Here is a 25,945-nt window from a genome sequence, read left to right as displayed (position 1 = left end):
GTGAGTAGGTGCATCACTCGAACGACGCCGCGAACACGGTCCGATCAGGCATGCGACATGACGTCGCTGCCTGCGTTTCCACGTGGGTCTCCGCCTGCGCCGCCCGTGACGGTCATGCCTTCGACGGTGTCGCCGAGCGGGCGCGACCGAAGTTCGATGACGCCATCGTGTGGCTTGTGGCTGGTGACGCTGAGGATGTGGACGGCTTCGTGCTCGTCACTGCGCCCGGAAGCGGAACGACGGATGATCCAATTGACGCGGCCGTCGTAGGACTGCTGGCGGTACGGCCGGATAGGCAGGCTCGCGGCCTAGGCCGGGCGTTGCTGCTCGCCGCGCAGCAGCAGCTCGTTCACCTCGGCCACGAACGGGCCGTGCTCCACACGCTGGACGACAACGCGGCTGCGCTTCGACTGTATGAGAGCGAAGGATGGCGGCCGTACGGTGATCCTTTCGAGCACACGCTGTTGAAGCGGCCGGCGCGGACTTACATCCGAGACCTGCCCGGGCCTGCCCGCTGAGGGTCCGCTAACGGGCGGCGTGCAGCGCTTGGGTCACGGCGGCGATGACAGGGCTTGTTCCGCTTCCGGTTCGGATCGAGAGGTCGATCGTGCGGGCGGCGCCGGTGGGGATGAGCTGGAGTTTGCCGCTCTTGTGTGTGCTCAGACCCGGGAGGAATGAAGCGGCGAGACCGTTCCCAGCGAGCTCGGCGTGCAGGTAGACGTCGGCGGACTCGAATGCGACCCGGGGCGAGAAGCCGGCTTCACCGCAGAACGCATCGGTCCAGCGGCGAACGCTGCTGCCGGGATGTTCCATCACCCAGGGAGTGTCCGCGAGGTCGGCGATGGATCGCGCGGGCCACGACGTGGATATCGCCAACATCAGCGGGTCCGTCATGAGCGGTTCGGTCACGACACCTGCGAGGGGTGTGGGCGGCTCGCCGGGATAACGCTCGGACAGGACGACGTCGAAATCCCGGGCAAGGAGACCGGGCACAGCGGCATGGGCCGGGACGTGCGAGAACGCGATCGTGAGATCCGGATGTGCGGCAGTGAGCTGCCGGACGACGGCCGGCAGGAGCACGTGCGCGGCGGTCTGAAAGGTCGCGATCCGCACCGCGCCGGCGACCTCCGATCTGCTCGACGCGACGCCCGCTTCCGCTCGCTCGAGCTCGGTCAAGATCATCTCGGTGTGAGCTACGAGCTGATGGGCCACGAGGGTCAGCCGCACTCCCCTGCCTGCGGGTTCCAACAAAACGGAACCGACCTCACGCTCAAGAACCGCCAGTTGGTGCGAGACGGCGGACGGGCTGTAGCCCAGGGCCTGCGCGACGGCGGCGAGGGTGCCCCTGAGGCTCAGCTCCCGCAAGAGTCGGAGCCGGTGCAGGTCGTACACGGCCACCACCCATCGATCTGATTCATCAATACCGGTCGTAATCATGCTATCGATCGGTCGCTCCGCACGAGAGACCATGTCGTGGTGACTACAGATCCATACCTGACCCTGGCTTCGACCGCATGAGCGTCATCTACTCAAATCCGGATGCTCGGACGTGGCGCACCCATCCCGCCCCCGATGTGTTGCGGTTCCATCAGAGCCTCCCCGGGTACACCCCGACACGGCTTGTCGAGGTGCCCGCGCTGGCCGAGGAACTCGGGGTCGCCCGCGTGTTCGTAAAGGAGGAGGCATCCCGGCTCGGCCTCCCGGCATTCAAAGTGCTCGGCGCGTCCTACGCCATCTCGCGGGCACTGTCCGCACGGACCGGTCACGACGAGGCGCTGGACTTCGATGCTCTGCGATCGATAGCACCAGCGGTGCGCCTGGTAGCGGCGACCGACGGCAACCACGGCCGGGCGGTCGCGCATGTCGCTCGTCTCCTGGGCCTGCGTGCGGAGATCTACACCCCGGCCGGCATCACGCGCGCCGCGAAAGACGCGATCGAGGCCGAAGGCGCCCACCGCATCGAAGTGGATGCCCCGTACGACGACGTCGTCCGAACCGCCGCAGCATCGGTCGATGATGATGCGGTCCTGATCCAGGACACGTCCTGGGACGGGTACGAAGAGATCCCCGCCTGGATCGTCGACGGCTACTCGACACTCCTGGCCGAAACAGACCAGCAGGCCACAGCCGCCGGCAGCGTGCCCTTCGACGTCGTGTTCGTTCCCGTCGGGGTGGGCTCTCTCGCGGAAGCCGTCCTGCGCCACTACCGCTCAGGCGAATCCGCCCCCTCCGTCGTGAGTGTGGAGCCTGCGGCAGCGCCGGCCATACTCGCCTCGCTTCACGCGGGCCGACCGGTGACCGTGCCGACCTCGGACACGATCATGGCGGGGTTGAACTGCGGAACGCCCACAGAGGCCGGGTGGCCGACTCTCCAAGCCGGAATCGACCGCGCCTTGACGGTGACCGACGACCAAGCCGCGACAGCCGTCCATGATCTCGCTGCGCTCGGCATCGACGCCGGCCCGTGCGGTGCCGCGTCGCTCGCCGGCGCCCGGAGCCTGGGCTCTTTGCCCGCGGATGCGACGGTCCTCCTGCTCTCGACCGAGGGCCGAGCGGCCAATCCCCTCCCCGACCGCTCATGACCGACATCGGCACCGTCATCGAGTGGCGGCACAAGCTGCACGAGATCGCCGAGACCGCGTTCGCTGAGCACCGGACGGCCGCGTTCGTGGCCGACGTGCTGCGCTCGCTCGGCCTGGACGTCGCAACCGGCATCGGCGGAACCGGGGTCGTCGGCACCATCGACCGCGGCAGCCACCCGATCGGCTTCCGCGCCGATATGGACGGACTGCCCCTGCCCGAGAGGACGGGTCTGCCCTACTCGTCGCACACCGACGCGATGCACGCATGCGGCCACGACGGGCACATGGCCATGGTGCTCGGTGCCGCAGCCGCCCTCGTCGACGACCCCACCCTCGACCGCACCGTGCACGTCGTGTTCCAGCCGGCCGAAGAACCGGGCAAGGGCGCCGCCGCGATGATCGCGGACGCGCTCTTGGACCGCTTCCCGATGGACGCGATGTTCGGCCTCCACAACATGCCCGGCATCCCCGCGGGCCACCTCGCCACTCGAACCGGCCCGATCATGGCCGGCGAGGACAACTTCACCATCACCGTCACCGGCCGCGGCGGCCACGCATCCGCACCCCACCTGCTCGTCGACCCGATCCTCGCTGCCGCCCACATCGTGACGGCCCTGCAGAGCATCACCAGCAGGAACATCGACCCTGCAGCATCCGCCGTCGTCTCCTGCACCGACATCAGCACCGACGGCGCCCGCAACGCGATCCCCACCATCGTGCGCATTACCGGGGACACCCGCAGCTTCGACCCCACCGTTAGCCAGCTCATCGAGGAGCGCATCCGGGCGATCGCCGAGCACACCGCCCGCGCCCACAACGCAAGCGCCGACGTCGTCTACACCCGCGAATTCCTCCCCTCAGTGAACAACCCGGCGGCGACGGCCGCCGCCATCCACGCAGCCGCCCAGGTCGGCCAGGCGGATGCGGATTGCGCCCCCGTCATGGCCAGCGAAGACTTCGGCCTCTACGCCGATCACGTGCCCGCCAACTTCACCTTCATCGGCAACGGGATCGCCGGCCACACCGGCGGCATTCCCCTGCACAGCCACGACTACGACTTCAACGACATGGTGCTGCCCGTCGGCATCCGCTACTACCGGAACCTCGCTACAGACGCAAGACGCACCTACTAGCTTGGCTCCATTGTGCTTGGGCGCCCCCGCGCGTAGCGTCGCTGCGACCCAACCCGTGAGTCAACTACCAGCCACATCAACCTGCCCGAAATTGGCTGTGATAGCTGGTTGAGAGGGTCGCCCGCTTCATGACCTCCTCTGGTCTGTCGACTGGCTCATAGACGTGTTGGGCGACGCCCACCCGGCGCACGCTCAGGCAGCTATTGCATCTGCGGCCGTGCACTTCACTCTCACGAATTCACCGGTGGAGGTGTACGTGAACGATGAGGGCGATCACCGCCTCCGGCGCCGCCTGCCAGAGGGGGTCGAAGAGATCGCGCAGGAGGCCGCGGACGACTCCGGAAAGGCCGGCCGACTACTGAGCGAGGCGTGGCGAGCGGCCTACGCCTTAGAGCCGAATCCGGGGGAGGCAATGCAGCTTGCGACGCGTGCAGTGGAAGCCGCGGCCGCACCGGTCGTCATCCCGAAGAGTCTTCGGCAGCGGATCGGCATGATTGCCGACACCCTCCAGAATCAAGCCGGGTGGGAGCTGATTCTCTGGCGAGACGACAGCGGGTTTCCTGACCATCAGCAGATGCTCGTCACAATGCTGCGGACGCTACAGAAGGCGCAAACGGACCGGCACGGCGACGGCGCCGCGCCGACCCCTGAAGAGGCCCAGGCCCACGTGCAGCTCGCTTCGACGCTGGTGGCCTGGTTCGCCGCGGGCGCGGTGCGCAAGCGCAGCTCCTGATGGACAGCTAGGCGTAAACCTGGGTGACGCGCCGAGGGTACTTGACTTAAGGGTGGACAACGGATTGCTAGGCTGTTACCCAGTAGGGCTGTGCCTCGGATGTTTCCGGGGCATTTTTCGTTTGCGCGTGTCGCTTACGTTGTGTTCAGCCACTGCGGTAATCTGACCATGCGCTCCAAAGCTATGCCTCGAACTTGTTCGGGGCTTTTTTGTTGCCCGCCAACATCTGCAATTCGAGCTTGACAGCTACGGCACTTCACACTCAGACTCGAGAGTGCCTGATTTGTGCGCGCCAGGCCGCCGGATTTTTTATCCGGCTTTTTTTGTGCCCAGATTGAGCACCACCCGCTCTCTCGGCCCCCTCCTTGATCAGCCACACCCGCGGCTCGTCCCGCGGCTCCAGCTCACCACGTCACCAGGCGTGGTGTCACCGGCGCGCTCGCGCGCCCTCACCCAGCGGAGGCTCGAATGCTCGACCTGCTGCTCGAGAAGCTCGGGGAGGTGAACCCCAACATCCTGATCGCGCTCGTTTTCGCGCCCCTCGTGTACATCACGATCCTCGGCAAGAGTGACAAGCCGGCGAAGCGCATCACGATGATCGTCAACGGGTTCGCCAACCTGCTGCGCCGCACGCCCAAGGCGTAGCGCTCTCGAAAATCGCATCCTCCCTGGGTAGGGAGAAGTCTGCCCAAAATTAGCTCTAACGACTGTTTTCGAACAGTCGCGATATAGCGGATAACGCATCTTATGTAAATAGCCGAACGGCTAGGCGATCATGAGGGCCTCTCAGGCCAACCTGGCCGCTATTACCAGTGCCCCGCTGCGACCGCGACGATCCCGAATATTAAAACTAGTCGCTCAGACACGTGCCACCGAGGATCTCGTGGCGATCTAGCCGACACACGCTTGCGTCGCACGATCTGAAACACGCCGGCCGCGACCAACACGACGCCCGCCGCCAAGCCGAGCCACCAACTGAAATCCCCCGCCCAAGCAATCTATGCCGCTCCTGCAGTGACGGACCTACAGCCCGGCCTCGAGTTACGACCACGGAAAGTGGTCGTTATGTCAATAGCGACGGATTAGCCCTCTTCAGGCACCTGGTGGCCGAGATCGCGCAGGAACTCTCGCCAACGGTCGTCGGCGTCGGCTCCCGAGTCGAATTGCCCCAGGGAGGCATCAGAGGCGGGCGTGCCGACGAGCTTGATCTCGACGCGCAGAATGTGGTGGGTGCCGTCCCGGCGGACCTTCGGAACGAGCGACACGATGTGGTCGGGACTGATCCACATCCGGGCGCTGCCGGCAGGGCCGTCCCGGTCTGGCAGGGGGACGAAGCGCGGCAAAGGCCCAACTGTGCCGGGCTCACCCCTCGATCTGCAAGCAGTCCTCCCCTCGGAGTGCCAAGACGTGTATGGCGGCGCATCCCGATAACGTGTGACCGTGGAGCTCGCCGCATTACGATCGCTGAACGACCAAGCCCGCTCAGGCCGCGTTCGGCTATTCCACGGCGGCTTCCCTGGCTTACAGGAAGGCGCGTTCATCCTCCCGCCCGCAGAGTCGGGTTCGTCCAGCATGAGAGGCGACTCCGAGCGCGCCGGCTTCCGTCGAATCACCACGGCCGCCGAGCTGGTCTACGTCACCACTGAACGATCACTTGCTGCCGCGGCCGCGGCCTACTGGGCGAAACGCGAACCAGGGAAAGGCCGCGGGTGGCTCTATCGCGTCGAACTGGACGATGACGATCTCGTACCTGACGATGATCTCCCGCGCGGACCCTTCATCAGCTTTCAGCTACCCCGCGCCCGCATAGCAGCCGTGCTTGATCGGGGCGTCGATCCGGACGCTCCCCGCCATCTCCGTGAGTTGCAGCGGTTCGTTGCCCTGATCGGCTGACGTCGATCGAGCGGCGAGCAGTGTGCCGCACCTCTCCCCCGGCGTAGCGTGGGGCTATGGGTGGACGGTTCGCAATCGAGGACAAGGTCAACGATGCGATCACCGCCTACCTCCACTCGGAGGGAGGCCGCACGATTGGCGCCCACCTGACCGGGCGGCGAATTACAACGGCGCCCCTACGAATCCGTAGGTGATCGTTCGCGACCGCGTCGACGACCCTTCCGGCGAGGTCCACCGAGAAGTCGACTGGGATGCGGCCTGGGACTTCAGACCGCCGTGGTTGAACACCCCGGCACTGCACCACTTGTGCCGACATCTTCGCCTACAACTACCAAGTCACCGCAAGCCGCACGGAAAGAACTTCGCTGAATCGCGGGCCTCACCGCGCCGATTGCGGAAAAGAACTTTCCTCCCAAATCAGACCTGACTCTGACGCCTGCGATTCAAGAGCATCGCGGACCGACGTGACTCGGTCCTGCGGGCACGCAAGCGCAACCAACTTCTCCGAATAGACGTCGATGAGGCAGCCAAGTTCCGCATACTTCTCGGCAACCGATTTCCATCTGGCAGCAAGCGCCTCATCTTCACCGAGCCAGATCCGGAACGCTCCGAACGAACCCCGCTCACAAATCTCGTTCACTAAAAGTGGACCCTCTGCGGAGCGGATCACGCTCACCCTGTCACCAAAGGCGACACCATAGGCGAGGGCCGGAGCAGCACGAACCTCGACGAGCCCGGTCTCAGTGAGCCGGCCATTCAGCGCTTCCCAAATCTGGTCTCCTTCGCCCTCCCGAGGGAGAGCGAACCAGACCTCGGAATCGGACTCCGCAGCCAGTGGCGATGGCACGAGTTCCCGCCCAGACCACTCCGCAGTCTTGCTGGCGTGACGGCGATAGATCGGCATCTCTGGACTCTAACGAACGCCCTCGAACGCCAATGCGCCAGGATTACCCTTGACTCGAATATTGCTCGTTGCCAGCACCCGAATTGGTCAGGCGATCATGAACGCGACTCAGACAAATCTGGACGCTATCGACCTCAACTCACTCGCCACCCGAAACCGAGCCCTCGACGACCTTTGTCACCGCCATGCCCGGACCACTCGTCACGGACCTCCTCGCCTACAGCTACCAAGTCGCCACGAAACACGCCAACGAGAACGCCGCCGAATACGCCACCTACGCCAACTCCGTCGCTCCGCTGAGGGAGTCTCCATGGCCGCGATTTTCATTAGTGGCCGTGACGAATCAACCGGATCGAGGAGATGACAATCCCGATCGATAGTGCCAAAACGAATGCGACGGTGATCCACAGGCCACCACTGACATGGCCAGTGAGCAGTACCACGGCGAAGGCGACGATAACAACTGTAACCAAAGCGAGCTGAATCCAGCCTCGTTGCTTTGTGGCGCCTAGTGGCACGGGGAACATGCGGGCGAGCGGCCCCCCACGCGCCGGCCCACCCATCGAGCCCTCCCCTTCGCTAGCGCTTCCAGGATCCTACTCCGCTGCCTGAGTCAGAGGTGCCAGCGGGCGTGACCGAATATCGGCCGAATCAAGAAGGACTGCAGATAGCGAGCGTCGGCTCGTTGTGCCTGGCACCTGCTAATCATTTCGATAGTTTCATGCTGCGATCACCCGCGGTATCGATATCTGCCCCCATCTCAGCGACAGTTCTCAGCGCGTTTGGCGCAAGATATTTCGAGAGGTTGTTTGGGGATGATCCCCCTTTGCTGCTGGGCGATCATCCCCGAAGACGGTGGCGGCTCGTGCCTAGCCGCGTTCAGCCTTCTCAATTGATGCAGCAATCTCTGCTTGAGTATCTGTTCCGACAACGGTGAATTCGCCGATCACCGTCGTGGCGTCTAGAGCGTAGACGGGGATGATGTGGTCGAAATTCTCCTCCGTTGCTTTGTACGACGCAATCTGCGTTGAGCTTGTGAACCCTATAGCGAGATCCCCGCCAGCGGCCTTATCGAGCTCCACCTTCTTCACGTATCCCCTTTCGCCATTGGTAGCTGTTGCAGCGATAAGGTCTGGTTCGTCAGCCGGAGAGGCTGCTCTCATGGCGTTGCCGTAGGTGAGACCGGATTCGTTTGCTGGCCACGCATCGGCGGTCAAGGGTTCCAAGCCCTCGAACAATGCGCCTCCGGCCGGGGCAGCCTTGCTGCCGTTGGCCGTCACGTACCCAGTTGTTTTCGTGTAGAACGAAGACCATGTACAGCAGGCATTGTAGGCGTTGAAGGCGTAGGAGACGCCTTGCGAATAGAACGAAGGCCCGCCGCCCATGTTGCATGAATACGCCGTCGCACCATTGGGGTAAGAGCTGAAGACGTTGCCGCTCTCGCACCACAAGCCCCATTCGTCGAAGGCGCGAGCTCGGGACGCCGCGTACTGGTTTGTGGTTGGTCCGTTGGTGAAGCCTGTATATGTCACGGCTGCGCCTGCAGGAACACCATTCGATACCCATGTGCTGGCCTGAGCGAAGTTTGTGTACACATTTCCGTGCCACCCCCATGTACTAATGCCACTGTCAAGCGCGCTTGCACTGGATGCCCCCGAAAACATCAGCGAAGCACCGAGCAGGGTGGCGGCCCCGATTCCCAGCTTCCGGCTTCTCTTCGACTTCATCATCTTCATCTCCCCCTTTTGTCAACAACGAGTCTCATCTCGTTGGATAAGGAGGACATTGCAGATAGATCTACATGTGTCGAGATCTCAAGGTTGAATTTTGATGTCTAATTTGGGCGGGGTTGCCCTGCGATAAGAAACTCGCCGATGACCGTTTCCCCGTCGGGCTGGTACACCGGAATGTAGTGGTCCTCATATACACCGTTTTGCATCCATTCAGTCACCTCTTCCATGGTCTTGAGGTTGCCGCCAACCGCTTCTTGTTCTTCTTCACGTCTGATGTAGCCCGTTTTGCCGTTGGTGGCTGTTGCGGCGATCAGGTCAGGTTCGTCGGCGGGTGTGGCCGCCCATCCCGCGCTTCCGTATGTTTCGCCGGCTGCGTTGACGCCGAGATCGGTGATGACTTTCTTGCTGTAGGCGGCCTCAATGGACCACTTAGTTCCGGGCTCGGCTGTGATCGTCACTGTGGATTGCTGAGACAACGTCAGAGGCACTGCGCCGGATCGGGTCGCAGGTTGGTTTGCAGCACAAGGAATGCTTCCATACCCGTCCAGTTCAAGGTTGCCCTCACCTTGGCAGGTGATCGTGAAGTGGATACTGTTTGCGCCCTCGGGTGGGGCCCCTAGCTTTAGCGCACCATCTCCCGTGAAGGTGCCGGAGACACTGGACTGCAGCTGCTGGTACGTCGGGGTACCGGGTGGAGCAACGAAGGACGCGGTGGCCACTCCCGCAGCTCCAGTGATCACGAGGAGTCCTGCGAATCCAGCTCCAAGCCAGACCCGCGGCCGCCGTCTGCGTGCTGGGGATTCTGTGGCTACCTTCGCGATGAGAGCGTCCCGGAAGGAGGCCGCGAAAAGGGGATCAATTCGGTCGTTCATGAGTGTTCTCCCTGTCCTGAAGGGGCATATGTGCCGGCGAGGTCAGTGCGGAGGTTGCGCTTGATTCGGGACAACCTGGTCTTGGCGCTACCTGGTGACATAGTGAGCAGGTCGGCGGCATCGCGAATGGGGTACCCCTCGAGGATCACAAGGGTGACGAGGTTCCGATCGAGAGGGTCAAGGGCTTGCATTGCCGATTTCAGGTGTTCGTCAAACGGCTCCAGGCGGTCGACGGCTTCCTCCTCAATAGTTGCCGGCGACTCGCTTCTCGGGAGCTTGTCGAGAAGTTTCCGGTAGCGCGCAGTTGATCGTCGTGCGTTTGATGCCGCGTTGGAGACGGTCACCAGCAGCCACGGGAGCAGCGAGCCGTCGACGATCCTCACGGAATTCCGCCGCCGCCACAGTTCCAGAAACGCGGTTCCTGTGACGTCTTCCGCGTCATGCGTATTGAGCAAGAGTCGGAAAGCATGACGGAAAACCCGATCCTTGTGCAGATCGAAAATCTCCCCAAAAGCGCGGGGATCATTCTCTAGCCCCCTTTGCCACAGGGCAGCCTCAGCCGAATCGTGATCGTCCATAACCTGTATTGTCCAGATCCTGCCGAAAGGTTACAGGCCTACCCGACTTTGCCGAACGTGATTTACCGGCACCTGAGAGGCCGACGTTGGCGAATGGGCTTCCCGGAGAATCAGCTTCGCCAGCACGCTGGGATGACCGGCAGTAGGCGCCCACGGAGACGACTCAGATGAATCTGGACGCAATTATGAGTGCCCCAGCTGCAATCGCGACGGTCCCGAAGATCAGAACTAGGCGTTCGGACATGTGCCACCGGGGATCTTGTGACGACCGGGCCGATACACTCCTGCGCCGCACGATCTGAAATACGCCGGCTGCTACCAAGACGACACCCGCCGCCAGACCGAGCCACCAACTGAGATCCCCCACCAAAGCAATCTATGCGGCTTCCGATAAGGCGGCCACCGCAGCTGAATCCGCCCGCAACGGCCGCGGCTGGTGCGCGCACCCGGAACGTCAGGACGGTGACAGGATGGGACGATCATGATCGTCATCGGGATTTTCGTCATCACCGCCGGGGTCCTAATGATTCTCAAGCGCACCCCGATCTCACGCCAGTACGTCAAACAATATGAGAAGTTTTACGGAAAAGCCGGGCGTCTGGCCGTTCAAGCCGGAATGGCGTCACCGGGCTTCATCGGTCTTACCGGCGTCGGTTTCACTCTCATCGGTGCAGTGCAGATCCTCGTGGGAATCGTCTCGATCCTCTGACATCACCACCCGCACCACAGTGCTGAATAGTGACGCGCCGGGACTTGGGGTGCTCGAGGCCCTGCCTCCCCCAGTCCTCGAAGATCGACCCTGATCCGAAGAACGCGATCCACTCGTTTACATCAACCGATCCGTCATGTGAGCAGAGCTTCATCATGACCAAGACCTCTGAAAAGCGAAGAACACCACCATCCCTCGGGGCATTCTGGCGTCCAGAATGTGGTCTCCGTCCAGACTCGAGCAACTCGTCTGACTCCGAGGCGCCACTAAACTTGCGTAGTGAATCAGCCGCCACCCCATCCGCCTACAGGTAGGCCACGTCGGCCACCTTCTCCGCAGTTTCCGATCGCACTTCAGATCGTGCTGGCAGTACTCGGATTGGGACTCGTGGCACTAGCGGTCTTCGTTTTGATACCTGCGGCTTTATCCGCTGAAACCCCGTTTTCGCAAATCGGAGCGGGACGAATGCACCGCACCGCGATAACCACGCTCATTATGGCCGTGTTGTGCGTCGCAATGGGCGGCGGCGTTGTCGTTCTCGTTGTGCGCAACTTGTTCAAAAAATTACGTTCTAGGGAACCACAGGACAGAGCCACACATGGTGGCTAGTGATCGAATTGGACAGGTGAGTTGAGTCCAAAGTCATCAGCCAGATCCTCGAGCGAGTCAGCTCCCACTGGAAGAATCGACCACCATTGGTCCCCGTAAAGCGATAGCGCCAGCGGTTTCGTCAAACCCTGCACATTCACCAGCAAGGCGGCGTGAGGCCAGGGATTCCATTGCCGCCCTATGGTCGTCGAGGTCACCTCGAGTGGGATCGACGCGTATGGGCTGTCGCCCGCTCGGTTCCAAAACTCGAGGTTGCCTCCTCGAACGCACACCACAGGGTAAAGCGGGCCTCCGTAACCTTCGATTGTCCGGAGCTGACCGAGTCCTCCGGTGACGTCGGTCATTACCACCAAGGCTCGAGCACCCGTGAGCTCGCGGACACGCTTGGCGCCCCTCTTGAGGACCCCTACCGCAGCCGCGACAACCGCGAAGAGGCCCCCGATGACTGCTATCGTCCACACGAGCACTGAGATCGCCTTACTGGATGTACCGTCCGTGAGCCCGATGAATTCACTCACCACAACGATGACCGGCAGGCAGCAACTCGCTAACAATACGGTTAGCGGTCCGCCCGCGTACTTATCTACGCGCACAACGATCACACGAGCGCGAGTACACGTCAAAAAAATCCCAAAGGGATCCCATTCATTCATGTGGTCCGCGTGCCTGCTGTGATTCGGACGCATTGAGGCGCAGCACCTGCCATGTCATTCCCAGGGCGGTGAACCAACCCCGGCGTCTCGGGACAACCCTTAGTCGGCTTCCCTCGTTTTCTGACAACGAGAGATAGAACATAAAAGCGTGTTCCCGGCGCGCAGCTGGTGAGGCAAAGACAAGATCTGAACACCAATCCTTGGCACTCTGTAACATTCCTGGGTCGAGAGGACATAACAGGGTATGGAGCATGAAGAAGAATCCGCGGAGCTCAACCTCTGGGCGCGAGCTCGAGCCGGCGATCAGCCCGCCTTCGGTTCACTCTTCGACCTCCATAAGGACCGCATCTTCCGCCACGCGTTCCGGCTCCTAGCAGATCGAAGCGATGCCGAAGACGTACTCGGCACTGTCTTCTTGGAGCTCTGGCGCCGGCGCGACGACGTGCGCGTATCCGACGGGTCCATCCTCCCGTGGCTGCTGGTCACCACCACGAACACGGCGATGAACTTGCAGCGCGCCACCCGCCGCTATCGGCACCTCCTGAGCAGGATCCCGCACGAACCCCCGGAGCTCTCTGCCGAGGAGAAGGCGTTCCTCCGGTCCTCGGAGATCGACCCTGATCTGAAGAACGCGATCCACTCGTTGAATCCAACGGACCAGGGGCTTCTCACCCTCGTCGTGATCGAGGACTACACGATCACAGATGCCGCGGCGGTGCTCTGCCTCCGAGTCAGCACCGCCCGAACGCGATTTTCACGCCTGAAAGCAAAGCTCCGAGCCAATCTGAACGGTATCTCCGCCCACAGCTTTACCGTCGAAGGGAACCGATCGTGAACGACCTAAAGGTCAGACCCGCCTACGCCGATGAACTTCGCACCGTGCTGCTGGAGAACGTCGCCTCAAAGAAGCACGCTCGACGGCGGCGCTGGTGGATCGGCGCGACCGCCGCCGCCGTGCTCGCTGTCTCCGGAACAGCGGGCGTAGCCGTTGCCCAGCTTGCCTTCCCGCCAGGCACCCCGATTGTCACCGAGTTCAGTGAGCAGATCACCGGCACCTTCACCGGGACCGACACCCTCGACCTCGGTCCCGTTCCTGCCGGCGCCAACGGCATCGAGATCACCGTCACCTGCCTCACCCCAGCACTGTTCACCCTCGGCGAGTTCGACACCCTGGTGTGCGGGAACGGAGGCAACAACACCGTCTCATGGGGCGCGGTGCCCCTCACGCTCGAGCAGCAGTCGACCGTGACCATCGAAACCACCCCGGACGCCAAGTGGTCAATCGTCGCCCAGTACACCAAGACGATCGACACTGACTGGGGCGTCAACGAAGCCGGCCAGACCTACGGCGCCCCAAAGGGCCCTGAAAACCCGGATCTGGTTCCCGTCTCGGCCACCAACTGCCGGCGCGGATACGCCTACGCCGCCGACCTTGAGTCCCCAGGTCCTGACGGCATGACCTGGGAAGAAGCACAGGAATACATCAACGGGCCGAACCGCTTAGACCGCCACATCCCCGTCTACGAAGCGGACGGCACAACCGTGATCGGCGAGATCATCGACCCCGGTACGGACTCACCCCAGGTCACCCAACACTGCGAATAGCAAACGAAGAGGTTCACCAGGAATTTGATAGACAAGTGTAGATTAGACGCGCCAAGATAGCTCTCATGTTGAGTCATATCGGCTCGACGAATGAATGGGGTTTGAAATGTCGAAGGCACTCAGCGGTGAACGAGCTTCAAGGTCAAGAGCCCGGCGATTGATCATGACGGCAGTCGCGGCGACGGCGGTCATGGGATTCTCAATGACGTCGGTGGCAGCCGCGCAAGCCACCACCGGGTCACTTACGATCTGGTCGTCAGGGCCAACCAACTACGTCTACTTCAACCAGATCAACAAGAACTCGTCCGGTACAAGCGCCGTCACGTTCTCGGGCGTTTGGGGTGGGGCAACGCCGGTTCAGTGGGCCGTTGCAAAGGCGGAACTCCGCGACGAGTTCGGCTTCATCTGCAACGGCCCTCAGAACTTCAGCTCATCGTCAGATGGCGTCGCATCTACCTCGTGCCTCGACTTTAGAGGAGAAGCTTCAAAGGGCACCGTGTGGGGGTGGAATGGGGCTACCTGGATTCAGCACACCACGAACACAGTGTGGTGGGACCCTAACAACCCCAACCGCGCGGCGTCGGTCGAGAACCCCGAGTGGCCCGTGAACGCGGCCGGGCAGACGTACGGAAACTCCGCACTCGCAGATCCGTCAAATTCTCCTGACCTCATGACCGCAACTGCAACAAACGGAGCCAGGGGCTATCTCCTCAAGACCGACATGGACAGCGCCACCGCCAATGACCTATTCGCCGGCGGCGCAAGCCCTGCGACGATCCAAGAATGGATCGATACCGTAGGAAGCGTCGATCGCAGTATCCCGGTTTACGCAACAGACGGCACGACCGTTCTAGGCGAGTACCTCATCCCTGCCGTGAACCAAGAAACTGCGATTCCCACGTTGGAGTAGGCACGCCTCTGCTTTCGCCTTCGGGGTGGCTTACCCAGCGCGGGCCATCCGGAGGTACAGAATATCGCGCATGTGGCCGCTGACCGGCGGCTCGGCGGCCACATGCACAAATGGCTCTCACGATGGTTGGCACGCCGCCCTGATTAGATCGCAACCGTCTCATGAGGCGTACTTGGCACAATATTCGCGTCTCGGAAAGCAAAAGTTTTCGAGACACCCGATTTTTGAACAGGCACTACGTCACTCCCCCGCAAACTCGGCGCCGCTTCTTGTCTTGCAATGTCATCTCATCGAGCGGGGTGTCTCAGAGGCGATCCTTGGGCTCAGCGAGACGGCATCGCGGGATGAGGCTCCGGGGCTACACCCGTGTCAACCTGCGTTGACCGATCATCCAACGGAGCGGCTTCAGCGCACTCGCGCCGGTCAGACGTGCTCGAGCTGCTTCTCGAAACAGCGAACCGCAGGGTCGTGTTTCCAGTAGCCGTAGCCGGGAATCGGGGTGTAGCCGGATCGGGCATACAGGCCCATCGCCTCCGGCTGCTCGGTGCCCGTTTCAAGGCGTAGCGTCGTGACTCCTTCGCGGCGCGCGAGGTCTTCCGCGGCGTTCAACAGCAGCCGGCTGTATCCCTTGCCTCGCGCCGATTCATCGAGGAACATTCGCTTGATCTCACCGAACTCTTCCCCGGGAGCCATAACCACACAGCCCACCGCATCCTCGCCCAGGTAGAGAAGCACCGTCGGATCGGTCGCGCCGGGGCTGGGCCCAGGGTCGTCCTCGCCGTATCGTCGCATCACTTCTCGTTCCTGAGCAGCAAACAGCGCCGCCGCTGTGGCGTCAGCAGCTGTGCACTCGACGAGACGGGGCTCGATCTCCATGGCAGCACTCTAGGACAGCGCCCATCGCACCGCAGAACGATCCACACAGCAGGACAGCGGCGACGTCCGTCATCCGGGCCCGCAGGCCGATCTCTTCCTACGCTCGACGCGTGAACCAGTCGACTAGGGCAGTGTTGACGAACTCGGGTTGCTCGAGGGTCGAGGCGTGCCCGCTCTGGGGAACGATCATGAGCGCGGCGTCAGGGATGCCGGTCGCGATCTCTTCGGATCGGGCAGGAGGCGTCAGGGCATCGCTGTCACCGACGAGCACCAGGGTCGGCACGGCGATGGCCCCGAGGTCGGGCCGCGAGTCGGGCCGGGTCATGGCCAGCTCGGTCTGTGATCTGAACCCTTCCAGGCCCACCGCTGCAGCCATCCGCTCGTTGACTGCGCGGAAGTCGGGGCGCTGCTGCCGGTCCGGGTGTAGGACTGCCATCAGCCCGTCGACCGCGGTCTTCAGGTAATCGGTCTCGGCAGCAGTGAGCATGGCGCGGCGCCCTTCGGATTGCTCGGGAGAGTCGGGCAGAGCCGACGTGTCCACCAGCGCGAGGCGTTCAACCCGATCGGGAGCTTGCCGGAGGATCTCGAAGCAGATGTAGCCGCCCAGGGAGATGCCAGCGAGTTGGAAGCGCGCCGGAGCGGCGTCGAGGATCTGCGCGGCGACATCTTCGACCGTGTTTCCCCCGAGCGTCGAAGCGACCTGAACCGACAGGTGACGCCAGAGCGCGGTCTGCTGCGGGGCCCAGATCTCGGTCGAACAGAGAAGTCCGGGAACGAGCAGCACGGGGTTCATGGTCGATGGCCTCCATCTCACGGTTGTGTTCATTCAACCCCGCACCGCTGACACCGGTCCTAGTGCTCGGAGTGAACACGTCCGGCGCTCTGTCGCCAGTCACCTGCCCTGCGAAGTTACTCTTGCAGCCATGACGTCAGAACGAAGACGCACGTACGACTCCACGAGGCGGCGCGGTGCCGCCGACGACACGAGGGAGTCGATCCTGAACTCGGCGTTGGCGCTCTTCGCCGCCCAAGGCTACGCGAATGCCACGGTCGCAGAGGTCGCCACCCGCGCCGGAGTATCCCTCCGCACGGTCTACTCGAGCGTTGGCGGCAAAGCCGAACTCCTCGCCGCCATCATCGCACGAGCCGAAGCCGAGTCGGGAGGGGAAGAGGCCATCGAACGGGTGAAGGAGCTCCGCGACCCCGCAGCCGTCCTCGCCGCTCTCGCATCCGGAACCCGCGCTGGAAACGAGCAGAGTCAAGCGATCTTCGAACTGGCCCGCTCGACCGCGAGCATGCCCGAGGGAGCCGGCGTGCGCACCAGACTCACCGGCCAGTACAGTGAACTCCTCGATGTCGCCGCCCACCATCTCGCCGACCTGCACGCCCTCCCCGCTGCTCTCTCGAGCGCTGAGGCCGGAGAAGTTCTCTGGTTCTGTTTCGGTATCGACGCCTGGACGACTGTCACCCGAGACCTCGGCAAGTCGTGGGAAGAGGCAGAGCGCTGGCTGCTGGCTCGAGCCACCGCTCTCCTCCTCAGCTGACACTCGGCGCCCGTTAGCAGGCTTTGCTGAAAGCGGCTCTCATATTCAGTGCATAGAGTGTGCAGCGAATACGAGAGGATCCACATGACCACGTTGCAGCCCACCGAAACCGCCGAGGCTCTTTTCCGAGTGCTCGAATCGGGGAGCGCCGAACTGGCTCACCAGGTCGTCGCCGACGACTTCCACAACCCCACCGCCATCAACTCGCCTGTCGCATGCCAGACCGCCGGCCCCCGCGGCGTGCTGGCCTCCAGTGCTTGGCTTCGGTCGGCATTCCCCGACCTCACCTTCTCCATCGTCAGCTCATCTGCGACCGACGATCAGGTTTGGGTGCGACTTCGTATGCGCGGTACGCATACCGGGCCGTTCGTGCGCTTCGAAAACGGCGAGGCGGCCCAAGTCATCCCACCGACGGGGCGCCCCATCGACGTCGAGCAGATTCACATCGTGTCGTTGACCGCCGGCAGGGTTGCGCACCACGATGCTCTTCGAGATGACCTCGGCATGCTCGAACAACTCGGCGTCTTCCCACCTGGCCCGAGCGCGTTGCGAATGGCCTGGTGGAAGATCTCGGGTCGCGCCGCCCGAGCTGCCCGCGACGTGAGCGCGACGGCGAGAGATGCCGCAGAAGCGTCGCCACGCCCTGATGCAGCCGACGCCCGCGGGGTGGTCATCGATCGTGAACGGCCACTGTCACATCCGACCAGCGGGTCTCCATCCGAGCCGTGATCTCCAGCGCCCAGCTCAACTCGACGATCGTGGCGGTTGCGTCGAGTGGGCGCCCGGTCAGTTCTTCGAATCGCCGGAGGCGGTAGCGCAACGTGTTCACGTGCACGGGCATGCTGCGGGCGGCCTTGGGGATGCTGCGGTCGGCCGCCAGATAGGCCCGGAGGGTGTCTTCGATCATGCGACCGAACGTGCCGTATCGCCTGAGGGGCTCGAGGTACCGTTCAGCAAGGATGGCGTTGGCGTCGCCGGCGTGCGCCGCCGCCATCTTCCAGCCCAGATCCACAGCGGAGACTACGCCTGTCATGCCGATGAGAGCTGCAGCGTTGCGAGCCACCTCCGCCGAGCGGAATGACGCGGCCGCGTCGAGCAGTCCGACGTAATCGCCGACACCCACGAGGTGCGCGGAGCCGATGATCCCGGGCCGCGTGTCGGTGACACCGAGAAGCTCGGAGCCGGTCACGGCGTAGAGGGCGGACCCGCCTCGGCGGATGGCATCCTGCTCCAGTTCGAGCCGGAGCCGGTCGGCTTCGTCGCCGTCGTCGATACGCGCCCGTACCGCGGCGTACGTCCCATCGGTGCGGAGTCCCAGTTCCCGCGCGGGACGCTGCATTCCGGCCTCATCCTCGACTCCGTCAGCGAGATCCCGGAGAAATTGTTGGGTGCGCCGCGCCCGATGCAGAGCACGATCGATGACGGCCGTCTGGAATGCGGTGATCTGACTGGTCGTGTAGGCGTCGCTGAAGCGCCAGAGTGTATCGGTGACGAGCACCATCTCGGCCGCCGGGATCTCCTGGTCGGAGACCAGCTGGAGCAGCGACTCGTGGATGCCCCCGATCGTGAAGCGGAAAGCTCGCATGATGTCCTGAACGGGAACGTCCTGCTGGGCGCGGGCAGCGGCCGATGTGCGCGCTTGGACGATGTCGTCGGGGGCCGGCACGATGCCCGATCGCACCACCTCGGCGACGATCGCGATGATCTGCCCGATCGACTCCGCCAGCTGTTCCCGAGGGACGACCCGGTACGACGGCATGTTGTCGTAGAGCCGGCCGATCACGGTCTTCGTGACCGTTGAAGCCCTCCCGTTGAACGCGTGCAACAGCGCATCTCGTGATCCTGTTGTCCCACTCATCAGCCCTCGACTCCTCAGGGTTTCGTATCCAGCTACAAAAGCATCTCGCAGAACCTGTCATCGCATCCAGTGACCACGGGGTCGGATTCTCCCTACGGTGTCGTCACGTACAAAGCATCCGTACGTTCTGAAAGGAGCACACTCGTGCCATTGCCCGCCGATCCCGCCCCGAATCCGTCGTCGCCATTCGCGTCGATGCGAGGGCATCACACCGGAATCCGCTACCCGGACTTCGAAGACGCCAGGTCGTTCTGGGTCGACAAGCTCGACTGGCGCGTGCTGCAGATCTGGCCCTACGGCGATCTGACCCTCGCCTACGTGAGCCCGCCGAATCAGGACGAGTTTCACCTCGAAATTCTTGCCGGGCCGGGTGCGGAACCCCAGGCCGAATACGCCGACGTCGACGCGAGTCTCGTCGTGAACGGGTACAACCATGTCTGCCTGTCGGTCGACAGCGTCGACGACACTCTCGCCGAACTCCGTCGCCGCGGTGTCGACGTCGTGAACGAGCCGTTCGAGCTCGACGACATCAGCGCCCGGTTGGCATTCTTCCGCGACCCGTGGGGCAACATGTTCGAGCTGTCGGAACGTCTCCCGGGCGCGCCCGCGACTCACACCGCCCCCGGCGCCTGATGTCAGGCCGGTTCGTCGACCGCCGATTCGGCTCCGGTTGCGGTCTCGGGATTCCGTCCGGCTGCGGCCGGGGCCGATCCGATCCAGCTTCCGAGCAGCCCGAGCTTCTCGGCGGCCGGCGAGCCGGGGGGTGCGTGATACACGTAGATGGTCTGGTCCTCGTCACCGGGCAGGGCCAGACCCTGCCAGTCCAGCTCGAGGTCACCCACCAGTTCGTGGTGGAAGCGCTTGACGCCGTGGGTATGGGCGGTCACCCGCTGATCGGCCCACCAGCCCGCGAACTCCTCGCTTCGCACCACCAGTTCACCGACGAGGTCGATGATCGACGGATCGTCGGGATGACGGCCGGCCTCACGACGGAGCGCCGCCACCATCTCCGACGCCACGCTTTCCCAGTCGCGGTAGAGCACGCGGGCGTGAGGATGCAGCATCAGCCAGCGAAGGTAGTTGCGCTCCGCCGGAGGCAGCGTGCCGAAATCGAACAGGAGCGCGCGGCCGAGCGCATTGGTGGCAAGCACGTCGAGGCGTCGACCGAGCAGCAGGGCGGGCTGATCAGCCCACGACTCCATCAGCTGGCGGGTGCTGGCGCGCACCCGCTGCGCCGGCGGCGTGCGCGGTGCGGTGACCGACCCAACCGGGCGGGCCAGGTCGAGAAGGTGCTGCCGGCCGATCTCATCGAGGTGGAGAGCGCGGGCGATGGCGTTCAGCACCCCCTCCGACGGCGAGTCTTTTCGGCCCTGCTCCAAGCGCGTGTAGTAGTCGGTGCTGAGCCCGGCCAGGCGAGCGACTTCCTCGCGGCGCAGCCCGGGAACGCGGCGGGGAACCTGATCGGGCGCGAGCCCCACATCGGCTGGGCGCAGGCGCGCCCGCTGAGCCTGAAGGAAGGCGCCGAGTTCGGATCGTTCGATCATGAGACCTCATTATGCGCCTCGCTCACGCGACCTGATCGGGACAAGGGGGGTCTGACGGACCCGGGCAGAACAGGCCCAGGCACGGGCCCCACACAAGCGCCATCGACCGGTTGACTCACGTCGTGCCCCGGCTCAGGTCAGGGCTCCCCATCCGTAACGACCGTCAAGAGGACACCACCCCATGAGTACTTGGTTCATCACCGGAGCATCGCGAGGATTCGGCGCAGAGCTGACCCGAGCCGCCCTCGACCGAGGCCACCAGGTCATCGCGACCGCACGCAACGCCCAGCAGGTTCGTGACCGCTTTCCCGACGCCGGCGAGAACCTCCTTCCGGTCTCCCTCGACGTCACCGACGCCGACCAGATCGACGCGGCGGTCGCGGCAGCTGTCGCTGCCTTCGGCACCATCGATGTGCTCATCAACAATGCCGGGCGCGGCCTGCTGGGTGCCGTCGAGGAAGCCACGGATGCCGACATCCGGTCGATCTACGAGGTCAACGTCTTCGCACCACTGGCGATCGCCCGTGCTGTGCTACCCGTCATGCGCGAGAAGGCCCGCGGCACTGTGGTGAACATCTCCTCCGTCGGCGGCTTCGCCAGCGCCGTCGGCTTCGGCGTCTACTGCTCGACCAAGTTCGCCCTCGAGGGCTACACCGAGGCGCTCCGGGACGAGCTGGCTCCGCTCGGCATCACCGCCGGCATCGTCGAGCCCGGCTACTTCCGCACCGACTTCCTCGACGGCTCCAGCCTCGCCGTCTCGGCCGGCATCAGCGACTACGAGTCCGGTCCGGTGGGGGATGTGCGCACCATGGCTGCCGGCGCGAACCACAACCAGCCCGGTGATCCCGTCAAGGGTGCCGAGGCCATCGTCGACGCCGTCGACCGCGGCGGCTTTCCCGCTCGTCTTTTCCTCGGCAGCGACACCCTTGCGGCCGTCGGCGCGAAGGCCGACGAGGTGCGCGCGGAGCTGGACCGTCAGCGGGTGTCGGCTGCCGCCACCGACCTGGCGTGAACCGGCCACCAGCACGACCACCATTCCTCCCACCCACCACGAAGACGACCGCGAAGGACGAACCGATGCCCACGAACTTGCCACCGATCGTGCTGATACACGGCCTCTGGATGACGCCCGCCAGCTGGGACGGATGGGCTGAACGTTTCCGCGCCCGCGGTCACGAGGTGATCACCCCGGCGTGGCCCGGGATCGGCGACCGTACTCCAGCCCAGGTGCGCGCCGACCCTCACGCACTGGAGGGGGTCGGCCTCCTGGAGGTCGTGGACCACTACGACCGCATCATCCGCGCCCTGCCCGAGCCGCCGATCATCATGGGTCATTCGTTCGGCGCCATCTTCACCCTGATGCTCCTCGACCGAGGCCTCGGTGTGGCGGGGGTGGCCGTCGAACCCGGAAACACCGCCGGCGTGCTCACCCTGCGCGGGTCCACACTGCGCACCGGAGCGGCCGTGCTGACGAACCCGTTCCGCAAGAACTCGGCGACCCCCATCACCCCGGGTCGGTTCCACTACGCGTTCGGCAACGACCTCAGCCGCGCCGAATCGGATGCGGAGTGGGAGAAGAATGCCATCCCCTCGTACAACAGGCTCTTCTTCGAGGGCGTGCTGGCCATCCCCCAGGCGAAGAAGGGCATCACCCGGGTCGACTTCCTCAAGCCGGATCGCGCCCCCCTGCTGATCATCGGCGGTGAGATCGACCACGTCGCACCCCTGGCGGTGCAGAAGGCCCTCCTGCGGCGATACTCCGAGGGCCCGGCCGTCGTCGAGTATCGGGAGTTCCCCGGCCGCTCCCACCGCATCGTCGGGCAGCAGGGATGGGAGGACGTCGCCGACGTCGCCGTGGAGTGGGCCGCTCAGCACGCCCAGGCGGTGCGGGACTCACGTTCCGGAGACCCCGCGTGACCCTGCGACTGGCACGGTCCCACCACCCCAAGAGAAGGAGAAATCATGTCCGTGTGGTTCATCACCGGAGCGTCCCGCGGCTTCGGCATCGAGATCGTCCGTCAAGCCCTTTCGCGCGGCGACCAGGTCATCGCCACCGCCCGCCGCCCCGAGACCATCACTGAACAGTTTCCCGACGCGGCCGACGTACTCCTGGCGCTTCCACTGGATGTCACCGACGCCGGCGAGGTCGCACAGGCCGTCGAGCAGGGAACCAAGCGCTTCGGCCGCATCGACGTTCTCGTCAACAACGCCGGCCGTGGTCTGCTCGGCGCGGCGGAAGAAGCCAGTGACGCCGAGGTGCGTGCCGTCTTCGAGGTCAACGTCTTCGGGCTGCTGACCGTCACCCGGGGAGTGCTGCCGACGCTTCGGCACCAACGCTCCGGCACCATCATCAACATCTCCTCCGTCGCAGGCTTCGTGTCCAGACCCGGCTGGGGTGTCTACGCGTCGACGAAGTTCGCCGTCGAAGCGATCTCGGAAGGACTCGGCAAAGAGCTCGCACCCCTCGGCATCAGCGTGGTCGCCATCGAGCCCGGTGCGTTCCGCACCAACTTCCTCGACAGCTCGAGCCTCGTCGAAGCCGCGACCTGCATCCCCGACTACGCCGACACTGCGGGCGCGACGCGTCGATGGGCGGCCGACACCAACAATGCACAAGAAGGCGACCCCGTGAAGGCTGCAGCTGTCATCGTCGACCTCGCCCACCGGGGCACAGTGCCCGAACGCCTCCAGCTGGGTGCCGACTCCTTCGCCACCGTGTCGGCGAAGGTGGCTCTGGTTGCCCGCGAACAAGCTGAATGGCACGACGTGTCGCACTCGACGGCAGTCGGCGACACGCAGGCGGAGGATTGAAGCCCCCTCCGACGGCGTCGGATGGGTCGACCGGCCCCCGTGCGGGAGCGCACCATTTGCGCGCGGGCCGGTCGGCCCTGTACGACGGAGCGATGACCACCATGCCCGCCACGCCCCGCCAGCTTCGGCGAGTCGTCGTGGGCAGTGTCGTCGGCACAGCATTGGAGGCCTACGACCTCTACCTCTACGGCACCGCGGCCGCGCTGGTGTTCGGGCCGCTGTTCTTCTCCGCATCCGACCCGACGACCGCCACCCTGCTGTCGCTCTCGACCTTCGCGATCTCCTTCATCGGCCGTCCCCTCGGCGCGATCGTGTTCGGGCACATCGGTGACCGTCTCGGTCGCCGGCGCACCTTGATCATCACCTTGATGCTCATGGGCGTCAGCACGTTCCTCATCGGGGTGCTGCCCACGTACGCGGCGATCGGCGTCAGCGCACCCGTCATCCTCACCGTGCTGAGATTCGCGCAAGGCTTCGGGTACGGCGGGGAGTACACCGGCGGCGTGCTCATGCTCGCCGAACACGCGCCCCCCGACCGGCGAGGGTTCTACACGGGACTGAACAACGCGGCCCCCGTCGCTGGCTTCGTCGCGTCATCCCTGTTGTTCATGATGATGGGCGCGATTCTTCCGGCCGAGCAGTTTCTCGACTGGGGCTGGCGCGTGCCATTCCTCCTCAGCCTCCTGCTCATCGCCGTCGGACTCTACGTGCGCAGGCACGTCAGCGAGTCGCCGCTGTACCTCCAGGCAGAGGCACGCCGACACGACCCGGAGCGCCGGCGACCACCCCTGCTGGAGGTGCTCCGCCGGTATCCGAAGGAGATCGCGATGGTCGCCGGGGTCAACGTCAGCCAGTTCGCCACCTTCTACCTCATCGCCACCTTCGCACTCAGCTACGGCACCACGGTGCGCGGCTTCGACCGCACCACGATCTTGTCCGCCCTCATCTTCGCGGTTGCCACGAACGCCCTCATCATCCCGGCAGCAGCCGCGCTCTCCGACCGGATCGGACGCCGCCCGGTGATCATCGCCGGTTCCGTCGCGATGATCGCGTGGGCGTTCCCCTTCTTCGCACTCTTCGACACCGGAGAATTCGCGCCGGTCCTTATCGCCCTCATCGGGGGCATGGCCTCCTACGGGGTGGTCTACGCCCCGCTCGCGGCCTTCACCAGCGAGCTGTTCGGCACCTCCGTGCGGTACACCGGGTCTGCCTTGGGCTACAACCTCGGCGGAATCCTCGGCGGCGCGCTGACCCCGATCATCGCCGCCACCCTCTATTCCACGTTCGACAGCACGATCCCGATCTCCCTCTACCTCGTCGCCGTCGCAGTGATCTCCCTGACCGTGATCCTCGTCGCCCGCGAGACTCGGAACGCCGACCTCAGAACCGAACGGGCGCCCACCGCCGCCAGTCGTCTGCGAGAAGCGCAGAAGCCCAGCCCTGTCGTCAAGAACTGATCTCCCGATATGAGCGCTGCATCGATAGCGTCTCTCCGCTACCTGACCTCAGACTGGTCACCAATGTGAGCTCGGTTACCCCCGGCGGCCATCGGGCGCTAGCTTGTCGAGCGCCTCGTCGAGCACCACGGTCGGGTCAGCTCCGCCCGGGCAGCCCCTCCACGAAGTCGGCGAGCACCGCGAGCGACCCCTCGACCGTGGCGGCGAGAATCGCCTCGCCCTTGGCGGCGGTGGCCGATGACGGGTCGCCGAACACCCCCGACTCCGAGAACGGATGCAGCTGCATCGGGCGGGTGCCGAAATCGCTCGGGAACACCGGATACGACGACACGTAGCGGTCGACCCGCACGGTCTGGGGCGCGACGGCGAGCATGATCGACGTCTCGACCTCCTCGGCGTGATTGAGACCCGGAGCCGCCCCGGCGCTCTCGCGCACGCGCTCGATCGCCGAGTCCATGCCCGGGTAGTCGAGGGCGATGGTAGCAAGCACGCCCTCGGCGTTCAGCCGGCGCACGGCGGAATAGAGCGGCTGCCGGTTGCCCCAGTCGCCGTTCACGATCACGAGCCCGCGGGCGCCCGACCCCACGAGAGACCGACCGATGTCGACCGCGATGGCGGTCACGGTCTCGGGCGAGAGCGACACCGTGCCCGGGTAGCCGGCGTTGTTCCAGGTGTCGCCGTAGTGCACGGGCGGCAGCAGCACGGCGTCGAGCCGCTCCGCGAGCCGCCGGGCCACCTCCACGGCCGTCGCGGTGTCGGTGCCCAACGGCAGCTGGGGGCCGTGCTGCTCGAGGGCCCCGAACGGCAGCAGGGCCAAGCCGGATGCCGCCGCGGCGGTGTCGCCGGGCGCGGCCCTGCCGGCCCGCTCGAAGTGGGCCGCCACGTCGACCCAGGGCGTCGAGTAGGCCTCGATCACGAGCCCGCCCCCCCCGCCCGCGCGA

At 64.5% G+C, this 25,945-nt stretch carries 29 protein-coding genes; 17 read left to right on the top strand and 12 right to left on the bottom strand.

Translation table 11 applies throughout. The annotated features are described in order from the left end of the window. Nucleotides 1-8 precede the first annotated feature (8 nt). Nucleotides 9-518: a GNAT family N-acetyltransferase gene (locus N1032_RS00980; protein WP_259536896.1), complete on the top strand. Its 510-nt coding sequence runs from the start codon at nt 9-11 to the stop codon at nt 516-518. Nucleotides 519-525: 7 nt separating this feature from the next. On the opposite strand, the gene N1032_RS00975 is transcribed toward N1032_RS00980, so the two are convergent. Then, nucleotides 526-1,437: a LysR family transcriptional regulator gene (locus tag N1032_RS00975; RefSeq protein ID WP_259536895.1), complete on the bottom strand. Its 912-nt coding sequence runs from the start codon at nt 1,435-1,437 to the stop codon at nt 526-528. Nucleotides 1,438-1,514: 77 nt separating this feature from the next. Between N1032_RS00975 and N1032_RS00970 the strand changes: the two genes are divergently transcribed. From N1032_RS00970 to N1032_RS00955, 4 genes are all read left to right on the top strand, one after another. After that, nucleotides 1,515-2,582: a diaminopropionate ammonia-lyase gene (locus N1032_RS00970; protein WP_259536894.1), complete on the top strand. Its 1,068-nt coding sequence runs from the start codon at nt 1,515-1,517 to the stop codon at nt 2,580-2,582. Further along, the gene (locus N1032_RS00965) at nt 2,579-3,715 is read left to right on the top strand and encodes an amidohydrolase (RefSeq protein WP_259536892.1); all 1,137 of its coding nucleotides are present in this window, start codon (nt 2,579-2,581) and stop codon (nt 3,713-3,715) included. Before N1032_RS00970 ends, N1032_RS00965 begins: the two co-directional genes overlap by 4 nt. A gap of 256 nt (nt 3,716-3,971) precedes the next feature. Beyond that, entirely contained in the window at nt 3,972-4,448 is a 477-nt protein-coding gene (locus N1032_RS00960) for a hypothetical protein (protein WP_259536891.1), read from the top strand. A 468-nt stretch (nt 4,449-4,916) separates the two neighbouring features. Continuing rightward, a complete protein-coding gene (locus N1032_RS00955; protein WP_259536890.1) occupies nt 4,917-5,093 on the top strand; it encodes a hypothetical protein in 177 nt (58 codons plus the stop codon). 437 nt (nt 5,094-5,530) lie between these two features. On the opposite strand, the gene N1032_RS00950 is transcribed toward N1032_RS00955, so the two are convergent. Then, nucleotides 5,531-5,737: a hypothetical protein gene (locus N1032_RS00950; RefSeq protein WP_259536889.1), complete on the bottom strand. Its 207-nt coding sequence runs from the start codon at nt 5,735-5,737 to the stop codon at nt 5,531-5,533. A 151-nt stretch (nt 5,738-5,888) separates the two neighbouring features. Between N1032_RS00950 and N1032_RS00945 the strand changes: the two genes are divergently transcribed. After that, nucleotides 5,889-6,341, top strand: a complete 453-nt coding sequence (locus tag N1032_RS00945) for a hypothetical protein (RefSeq protein WP_259536888.1) — start codon at nt 5,889-5,891, stop codon at nt 6,339-6,341. Between the two features lie 379 nt (nt 6,342-6,720). On the opposite strand, the gene N1032_RS00940 is transcribed toward N1032_RS00945, so the two are convergent. The 5 genes from N1032_RS00940 to N1032_RS00920 form a co-directional block, all read right to left on the bottom strand. Continuing rightward, a complete protein-coding gene (locus tag N1032_RS00940; protein WP_259536887.1) occupies nt 6,721-7,245 on the bottom strand; it encodes a DUF4265 domain-containing protein in 525 nt (174 codons plus the stop codon). A gap of 326 nt (nt 7,246-7,571) precedes the next feature. Continuing rightward, a complete protein-coding gene (locus N1032_RS00935; RefSeq protein ID WP_259536886.1) occupies nt 7,572-7,808 on the bottom strand; it encodes a hypothetical protein in 237 nt (78 codons plus the stop codon). A gap of 306 nt (nt 7,809-8,114) precedes the next feature. Next, on the bottom strand, nt 8,115-8,975 hold the full coding sequence (locus N1032_RS00930; protein ID WP_259536885.1) for a hypothetical protein: 861 nt from the start codon (nt 8,973-8,975) through the stop codon (nt 8,115-8,117). Nucleotides 8,976-9,079: 104 nt separating this feature from the next. Then, the gene (locus tag N1032_RS00925; RefSeq protein ID WP_259536882.1) at nt 9,080-9,436 is read right to left on the bottom strand and encodes a hypothetical protein; all 357 of its coding nucleotides are present in this window, start codon (nt 9,434-9,436) and stop codon (nt 9,080-9,082) included. 410 nt (nt 9,437-9,846) lie between these two features. Then, entirely contained in the window at nt 9,847-10,428 is a 582-nt protein-coding gene (locus N1032_RS00920; RefSeq protein ID WP_259536881.1) for an RNA polymerase sigma factor, read from the bottom strand. Between the two features lie 481 nt (nt 10,429-10,909). On the opposite strand from N1032_RS00920, the gene N1032_RS00915 reads away from it, so the two are divergent. The 4 genes from N1032_RS00915 to N1032_RS00900 all read left to right on the top strand — a co-directional run bounded on the left by N1032_RS00915 (nt 10,910) and on the right by N1032_RS00900 (nt 14,914). Then, nucleotides 10,910-11,137: a hypothetical protein gene (locus N1032_RS00915; protein ID WP_259536879.1), complete on the top strand. Its 228-nt coding sequence runs from the start codon at nt 10,910-10,912 to the stop codon at nt 11,135-11,137. A 1,506-nt stretch (nt 11,138-12,643) separates the two neighbouring features. Then, nucleotides 12,644-13,234, top strand: a complete 591-nt coding sequence (locus tag N1032_RS00910) for an RNA polymerase sigma factor (RefSeq protein ID WP_259536878.1) — start codon at nt 12,644-12,646, stop codon at nt 13,232-13,234. Continuing rightward, on the top strand, nt 13,231-14,004 hold the full coding sequence (locus N1032_RS00905) for a DUF4179 domain-containing protein (protein ID WP_259536877.1): 774 nt from the start codon (nt 13,231-13,233) through the stop codon (nt 14,002-14,004). The genes N1032_RS00910 and N1032_RS00905 overlap by 4 nt, the downstream gene beginning before the upstream one ends. A gap of 163 nt (nt 14,005-14,167) precedes the next feature. Next, nucleotides 14,168-14,914, top strand: coding sequence for a hypothetical protein (locus N1032_RS00900; RefSeq protein ID WP_259536876.1), 747 nt, complete (start codon nt 14,168-14,170; stop codon nt 14,912-14,914). A 423-nt stretch (nt 14,915-15,337) separates the two neighbouring features. On the opposite strand, the gene N1032_RS00895 is transcribed toward N1032_RS00900, so the two are convergent. Together N1032_RS00895 and N1032_RS00890 are read right to left on the bottom strand one after the other, a co-directional pair. Further along, complete coding sequence (locus tag N1032_RS00895) at nt 15,338-15,790, bottom strand: GNAT family N-acetyltransferase (RefSeq protein WP_259536875.1); 453 nt, start codon at nt 15,788-15,790, stop codon at nt 15,338-15,340. A 97-nt stretch (nt 15,791-15,887) separates the two neighbouring features. After that, a complete protein-coding gene (locus tag N1032_RS00890) occupies nt 15,888-16,604 on the bottom strand; it encodes an alpha/beta fold hydrolase (protein WP_259536874.1) in 717 nt (238 codons plus the stop codon). 109 nt (nt 16,605-16,713) lie between these two features. Here N1032_RS00890 and N1032_RS00885 point away from each other — a divergent pair, with 109 nt between their 5' ends. Together N1032_RS00885 and N1032_RS00880 are read left to right on the top strand one after the other, a co-directional pair. Continuing rightward, nucleotides 16,714-17,334 (top strand): TetR/AcrR family transcriptional regulator, encoded by a 621-nt coding sequence (locus tag N1032_RS00885; RefSeq protein ID WP_259536873.1) that lies wholly within the window; start codon nt 16,714-16,716, stop codon nt 17,332-17,334. An 84-nt stretch (nt 17,335-17,418) separates the two neighbouring features. Next, complete coding sequence (locus tag N1032_RS00880; RefSeq protein WP_259536871.1) at nt 17,419-18,063, top strand: ester cyclase; 645 nt, start codon at nt 17,419-17,421, stop codon at nt 18,061-18,063. Here N1032_RS00880 and N1032_RS00875 read toward each other — a convergent pair. Further along, complete coding sequence (locus N1032_RS00875; RefSeq protein WP_259536868.1) at nt 18,005-19,192, bottom strand: PucR family transcriptional regulator; 1,188 nt, start codon at nt 19,190-19,192, stop codon at nt 18,005-18,007. The two genes, N1032_RS00880 and N1032_RS00875, sit on opposite strands and share 59 nt — an antisense overlap. A gap of 144 nt (nt 19,193-19,336) precedes the next feature. On the opposite strand from N1032_RS00875, the gene N1032_RS00870 reads away from it, so the two are divergent. Next, a complete protein-coding gene (locus N1032_RS00870) occupies nt 19,337-19,825 on the top strand; it encodes a VOC family protein (protein ID WP_259536865.1) in 489 nt (162 codons plus the stop codon). A gap of 2 nt (nt 19,826-19,827) precedes the next feature. Here N1032_RS00870 and N1032_RS00865 read toward each other — a convergent pair whose 3' ends face one another. After that, nucleotides 19,828-20,736 (bottom strand): helix-turn-helix transcriptional regulator, encoded by a 909-nt coding sequence (locus N1032_RS00865; RefSeq protein WP_259536864.1) that lies wholly within the window; start codon nt 20,734-20,736, stop codon nt 19,828-19,830. 181 nt (nt 20,737-20,917) lie between these two features. Between N1032_RS00865 and N1032_RS00860 the strand changes: the two genes are divergently transcribed. The 4 genes from N1032_RS00860 (at nt 20,918) to N1032_RS00845 (ending at nt 25,004) form a co-directional block, all read left to right on the top strand. Then, on the top strand, nt 20,918-21,748 hold the full coding sequence (locus N1032_RS00860) for an SDR family NAD(P)-dependent oxidoreductase (protein ID WP_259536863.1): 831 nt from the start codon (nt 20,918-20,920) through the stop codon (nt 21,746-21,748). Between the two features lie 65 nt (nt 21,749-21,813). Then, a complete protein-coding gene (locus N1032_RS00855) occupies nt 21,814-22,653 on the top strand; it encodes an alpha/beta hydrolase (protein WP_259536862.1) in 840 nt (279 codons plus the stop codon). A 45-nt stretch (nt 22,654-22,698) separates the two neighbouring features. Beyond that, nucleotides 22,699-23,547: an oxidoreductase gene (locus N1032_RS00850; RefSeq protein ID WP_259536860.1), complete on the top strand. Its 849-nt coding sequence runs from the start codon at nt 22,699-22,701 to the stop codon at nt 23,545-23,547. A 92-nt stretch (nt 23,548-23,639) separates the two neighbouring features. Beyond that, nucleotides 23,640-25,004 carry an MFS transporter gene (locus N1032_RS00845; protein WP_259536859.1) on the top strand — a complete coding sequence of 455 codons (1,365 nt, stop codon included), beginning with the start codon at nt 23,640-23,642 and terminating at the stop codon, nt 25,002-25,004. Between the two features lie 136 nt (nt 25,005-25,140). Here the strand turns inward: N1032_RS00845 and N1032_RS00840 are convergent, their stop codons facing one another. Then, nucleotides 25,141-25,920 carry a creatininase family protein gene (locus tag N1032_RS00840; protein ID WP_259536858.1) on the bottom strand — a complete coding sequence of 260 codons (780 nt, stop codon included), beginning with the start codon at nt 25,918-25,920 and terminating at the stop codon, nt 25,141-25,143. Between the last annotated feature and the right edge of the window lie 25 nt (nt 25,921-25,945).

The sequence above is a fragment of the Herbiconiux daphne genome, assembly GCF_024979295.1.
GTDB classification, from domain to species: domain Bacteria; phylum Actinomycetota; class Actinomycetes; order Actinomycetales; family Microbacteriaceae; genus Herbiconiux; species Herbiconiux daphnes.
Note: the sequence above shows the minus strand (reverse complement) of the source record. Positions and strands in the feature narration are given on the sequence as shown.

Excerpts from the sequence above, each read along its gene's own strand:
- N1032_RS00975 (WP_259536895.1), bottom strand. The coding sequence starts at position 1,437 with ATGATTACGACCGGTATTGATGAATCAGATCGATGGGTGGTGGCCGTG.
- N1032_RS00970 (WP_259536894.1), top strand. The coding sequence starts at position 1,515 with ATGAGCGTCATCTACTCAAATCCGGATGCTCGGACGTGGCGCACCCAT.
- N1032_RS00965 (WP_259536892.1), top strand. The coding sequence starts at position 2,579 with ATGACCGACATCGGCACCGTCATCGAGTGGCGGCACAAGCTGCACGAG.
- N1032_RS00955 (WP_259536890.1), top strand. The coding sequence starts at position 4,917 with ATGCTCGACCTGCTGCTCGAGAAGCTCGGGGAGGTGAACCCCAACATC.
- N1032_RS00950 (WP_259536889.1), bottom strand. The coding sequence starts at position 5,737 with ATGTGGATCAGTCCCGACCACATCGTGTCGCTCGTTCCGAAGGTCCGC.
- N1032_RS00940 (WP_259536887.1), bottom strand. The coding sequence starts at position 7,245 with ATGCCGATCTATCGCCGTCACGCCAGCAAGACTGCGGAGTGGTCTGGG.
- N1032_RS00935 (WP_259536886.1), bottom strand. The coding sequence starts at position 7,808 with ATGGGTGGGCCGGCGCGTGGGGGGCCGCTCGCCCGCATGTTCCCCGTG.
- N1032_RS00930 (WP_259536885.1), bottom strand. The coding sequence starts at position 8,975 with ATGATGAAGTCGAAGAGAAGCCGGAAGCTGGGAATCGGGGCCGCCACC.
- N1032_RS00920 (WP_259536881.1), bottom strand. The coding sequence starts at position 10,428 with ATGGACGATCACGATTCGGCTGAGGCTGCCCTGTGGCAAAGGGGGCTA.
- N1032_RS00915 (WP_259536879.1), top strand. The coding sequence starts at position 10,910 with ATGATCGTCATCGGGATTTTCGTCATCACCGCCGGGGTCCTAATGATT.
- N1032_RS00910 (WP_259536878.1), top strand. The coding sequence starts at position 12,644 with ATGGAGCATGAAGAAGAATCCGCGGAGCTCAACCTCTGGGCGCGAGCT.
- N1032_RS00900 (WP_259536876.1), top strand. The coding sequence starts at position 14,168 with ATGACGGCAGTCGCGGCGACGGCGGTCATGGGATTCTCAATGACGTCG.
- N1032_RS00895 (WP_259536875.1), bottom strand. The coding sequence starts at position 15,790 with ATGGAGATCGAGCCCCGTCTCGTCGAGTGCACAGCTGCTGACGCCACA.
- N1032_RS00885 (WP_259536873.1), top strand. The coding sequence starts at position 16,714 with ATGACGTCAGAACGAAGACGCACGTACGACTCCACGAGGCGGCGCGGT.
- N1032_RS00880 (WP_259536871.1), top strand. The coding sequence starts at position 17,419 with ATGACCACGTTGCAGCCCACCGAAACCGCCGAGGCTCTTTTCCGAGTG.
- N1032_RS00875 (WP_259536868.1), bottom strand. The coding sequence starts at position 19,192 with ATGAGTGGGACAACAGGATCACGAGATGCGCTGTTGCACGCGTTCAAC.
- N1032_RS00865 (WP_259536864.1), bottom strand. The coding sequence starts at position 20,736 with ATGATCGAACGATCCGAACTCGGCGCCTTCCTTCAGGCTCAGCGGGCG.
- N1032_RS00860 (WP_259536863.1), top strand. The coding sequence starts at position 20,918 with ATGAGTACTTGGTTCATCACCGGAGCATCGCGAGGATTCGGCGCAGAG.
- N1032_RS00855 (WP_259536862.1), top strand. The coding sequence starts at position 21,814 with ATGCCCACGAACTTGCCACCGATCGTGCTGATACACGGCCTCTGGATG.
- N1032_RS00850 (WP_259536860.1), top strand. The coding sequence starts at position 22,699 with ATGTCCGTGTGGTTCATCACCGGAGCGTCCCGCGGCTTCGGCATCGAG.
- N1032_RS00845 (WP_259536859.1), top strand. The coding sequence starts at position 23,640 with ATGACCACCATGCCCGCCACGCCCCGCCAGCTTCGGCGAGTCGTCGTG.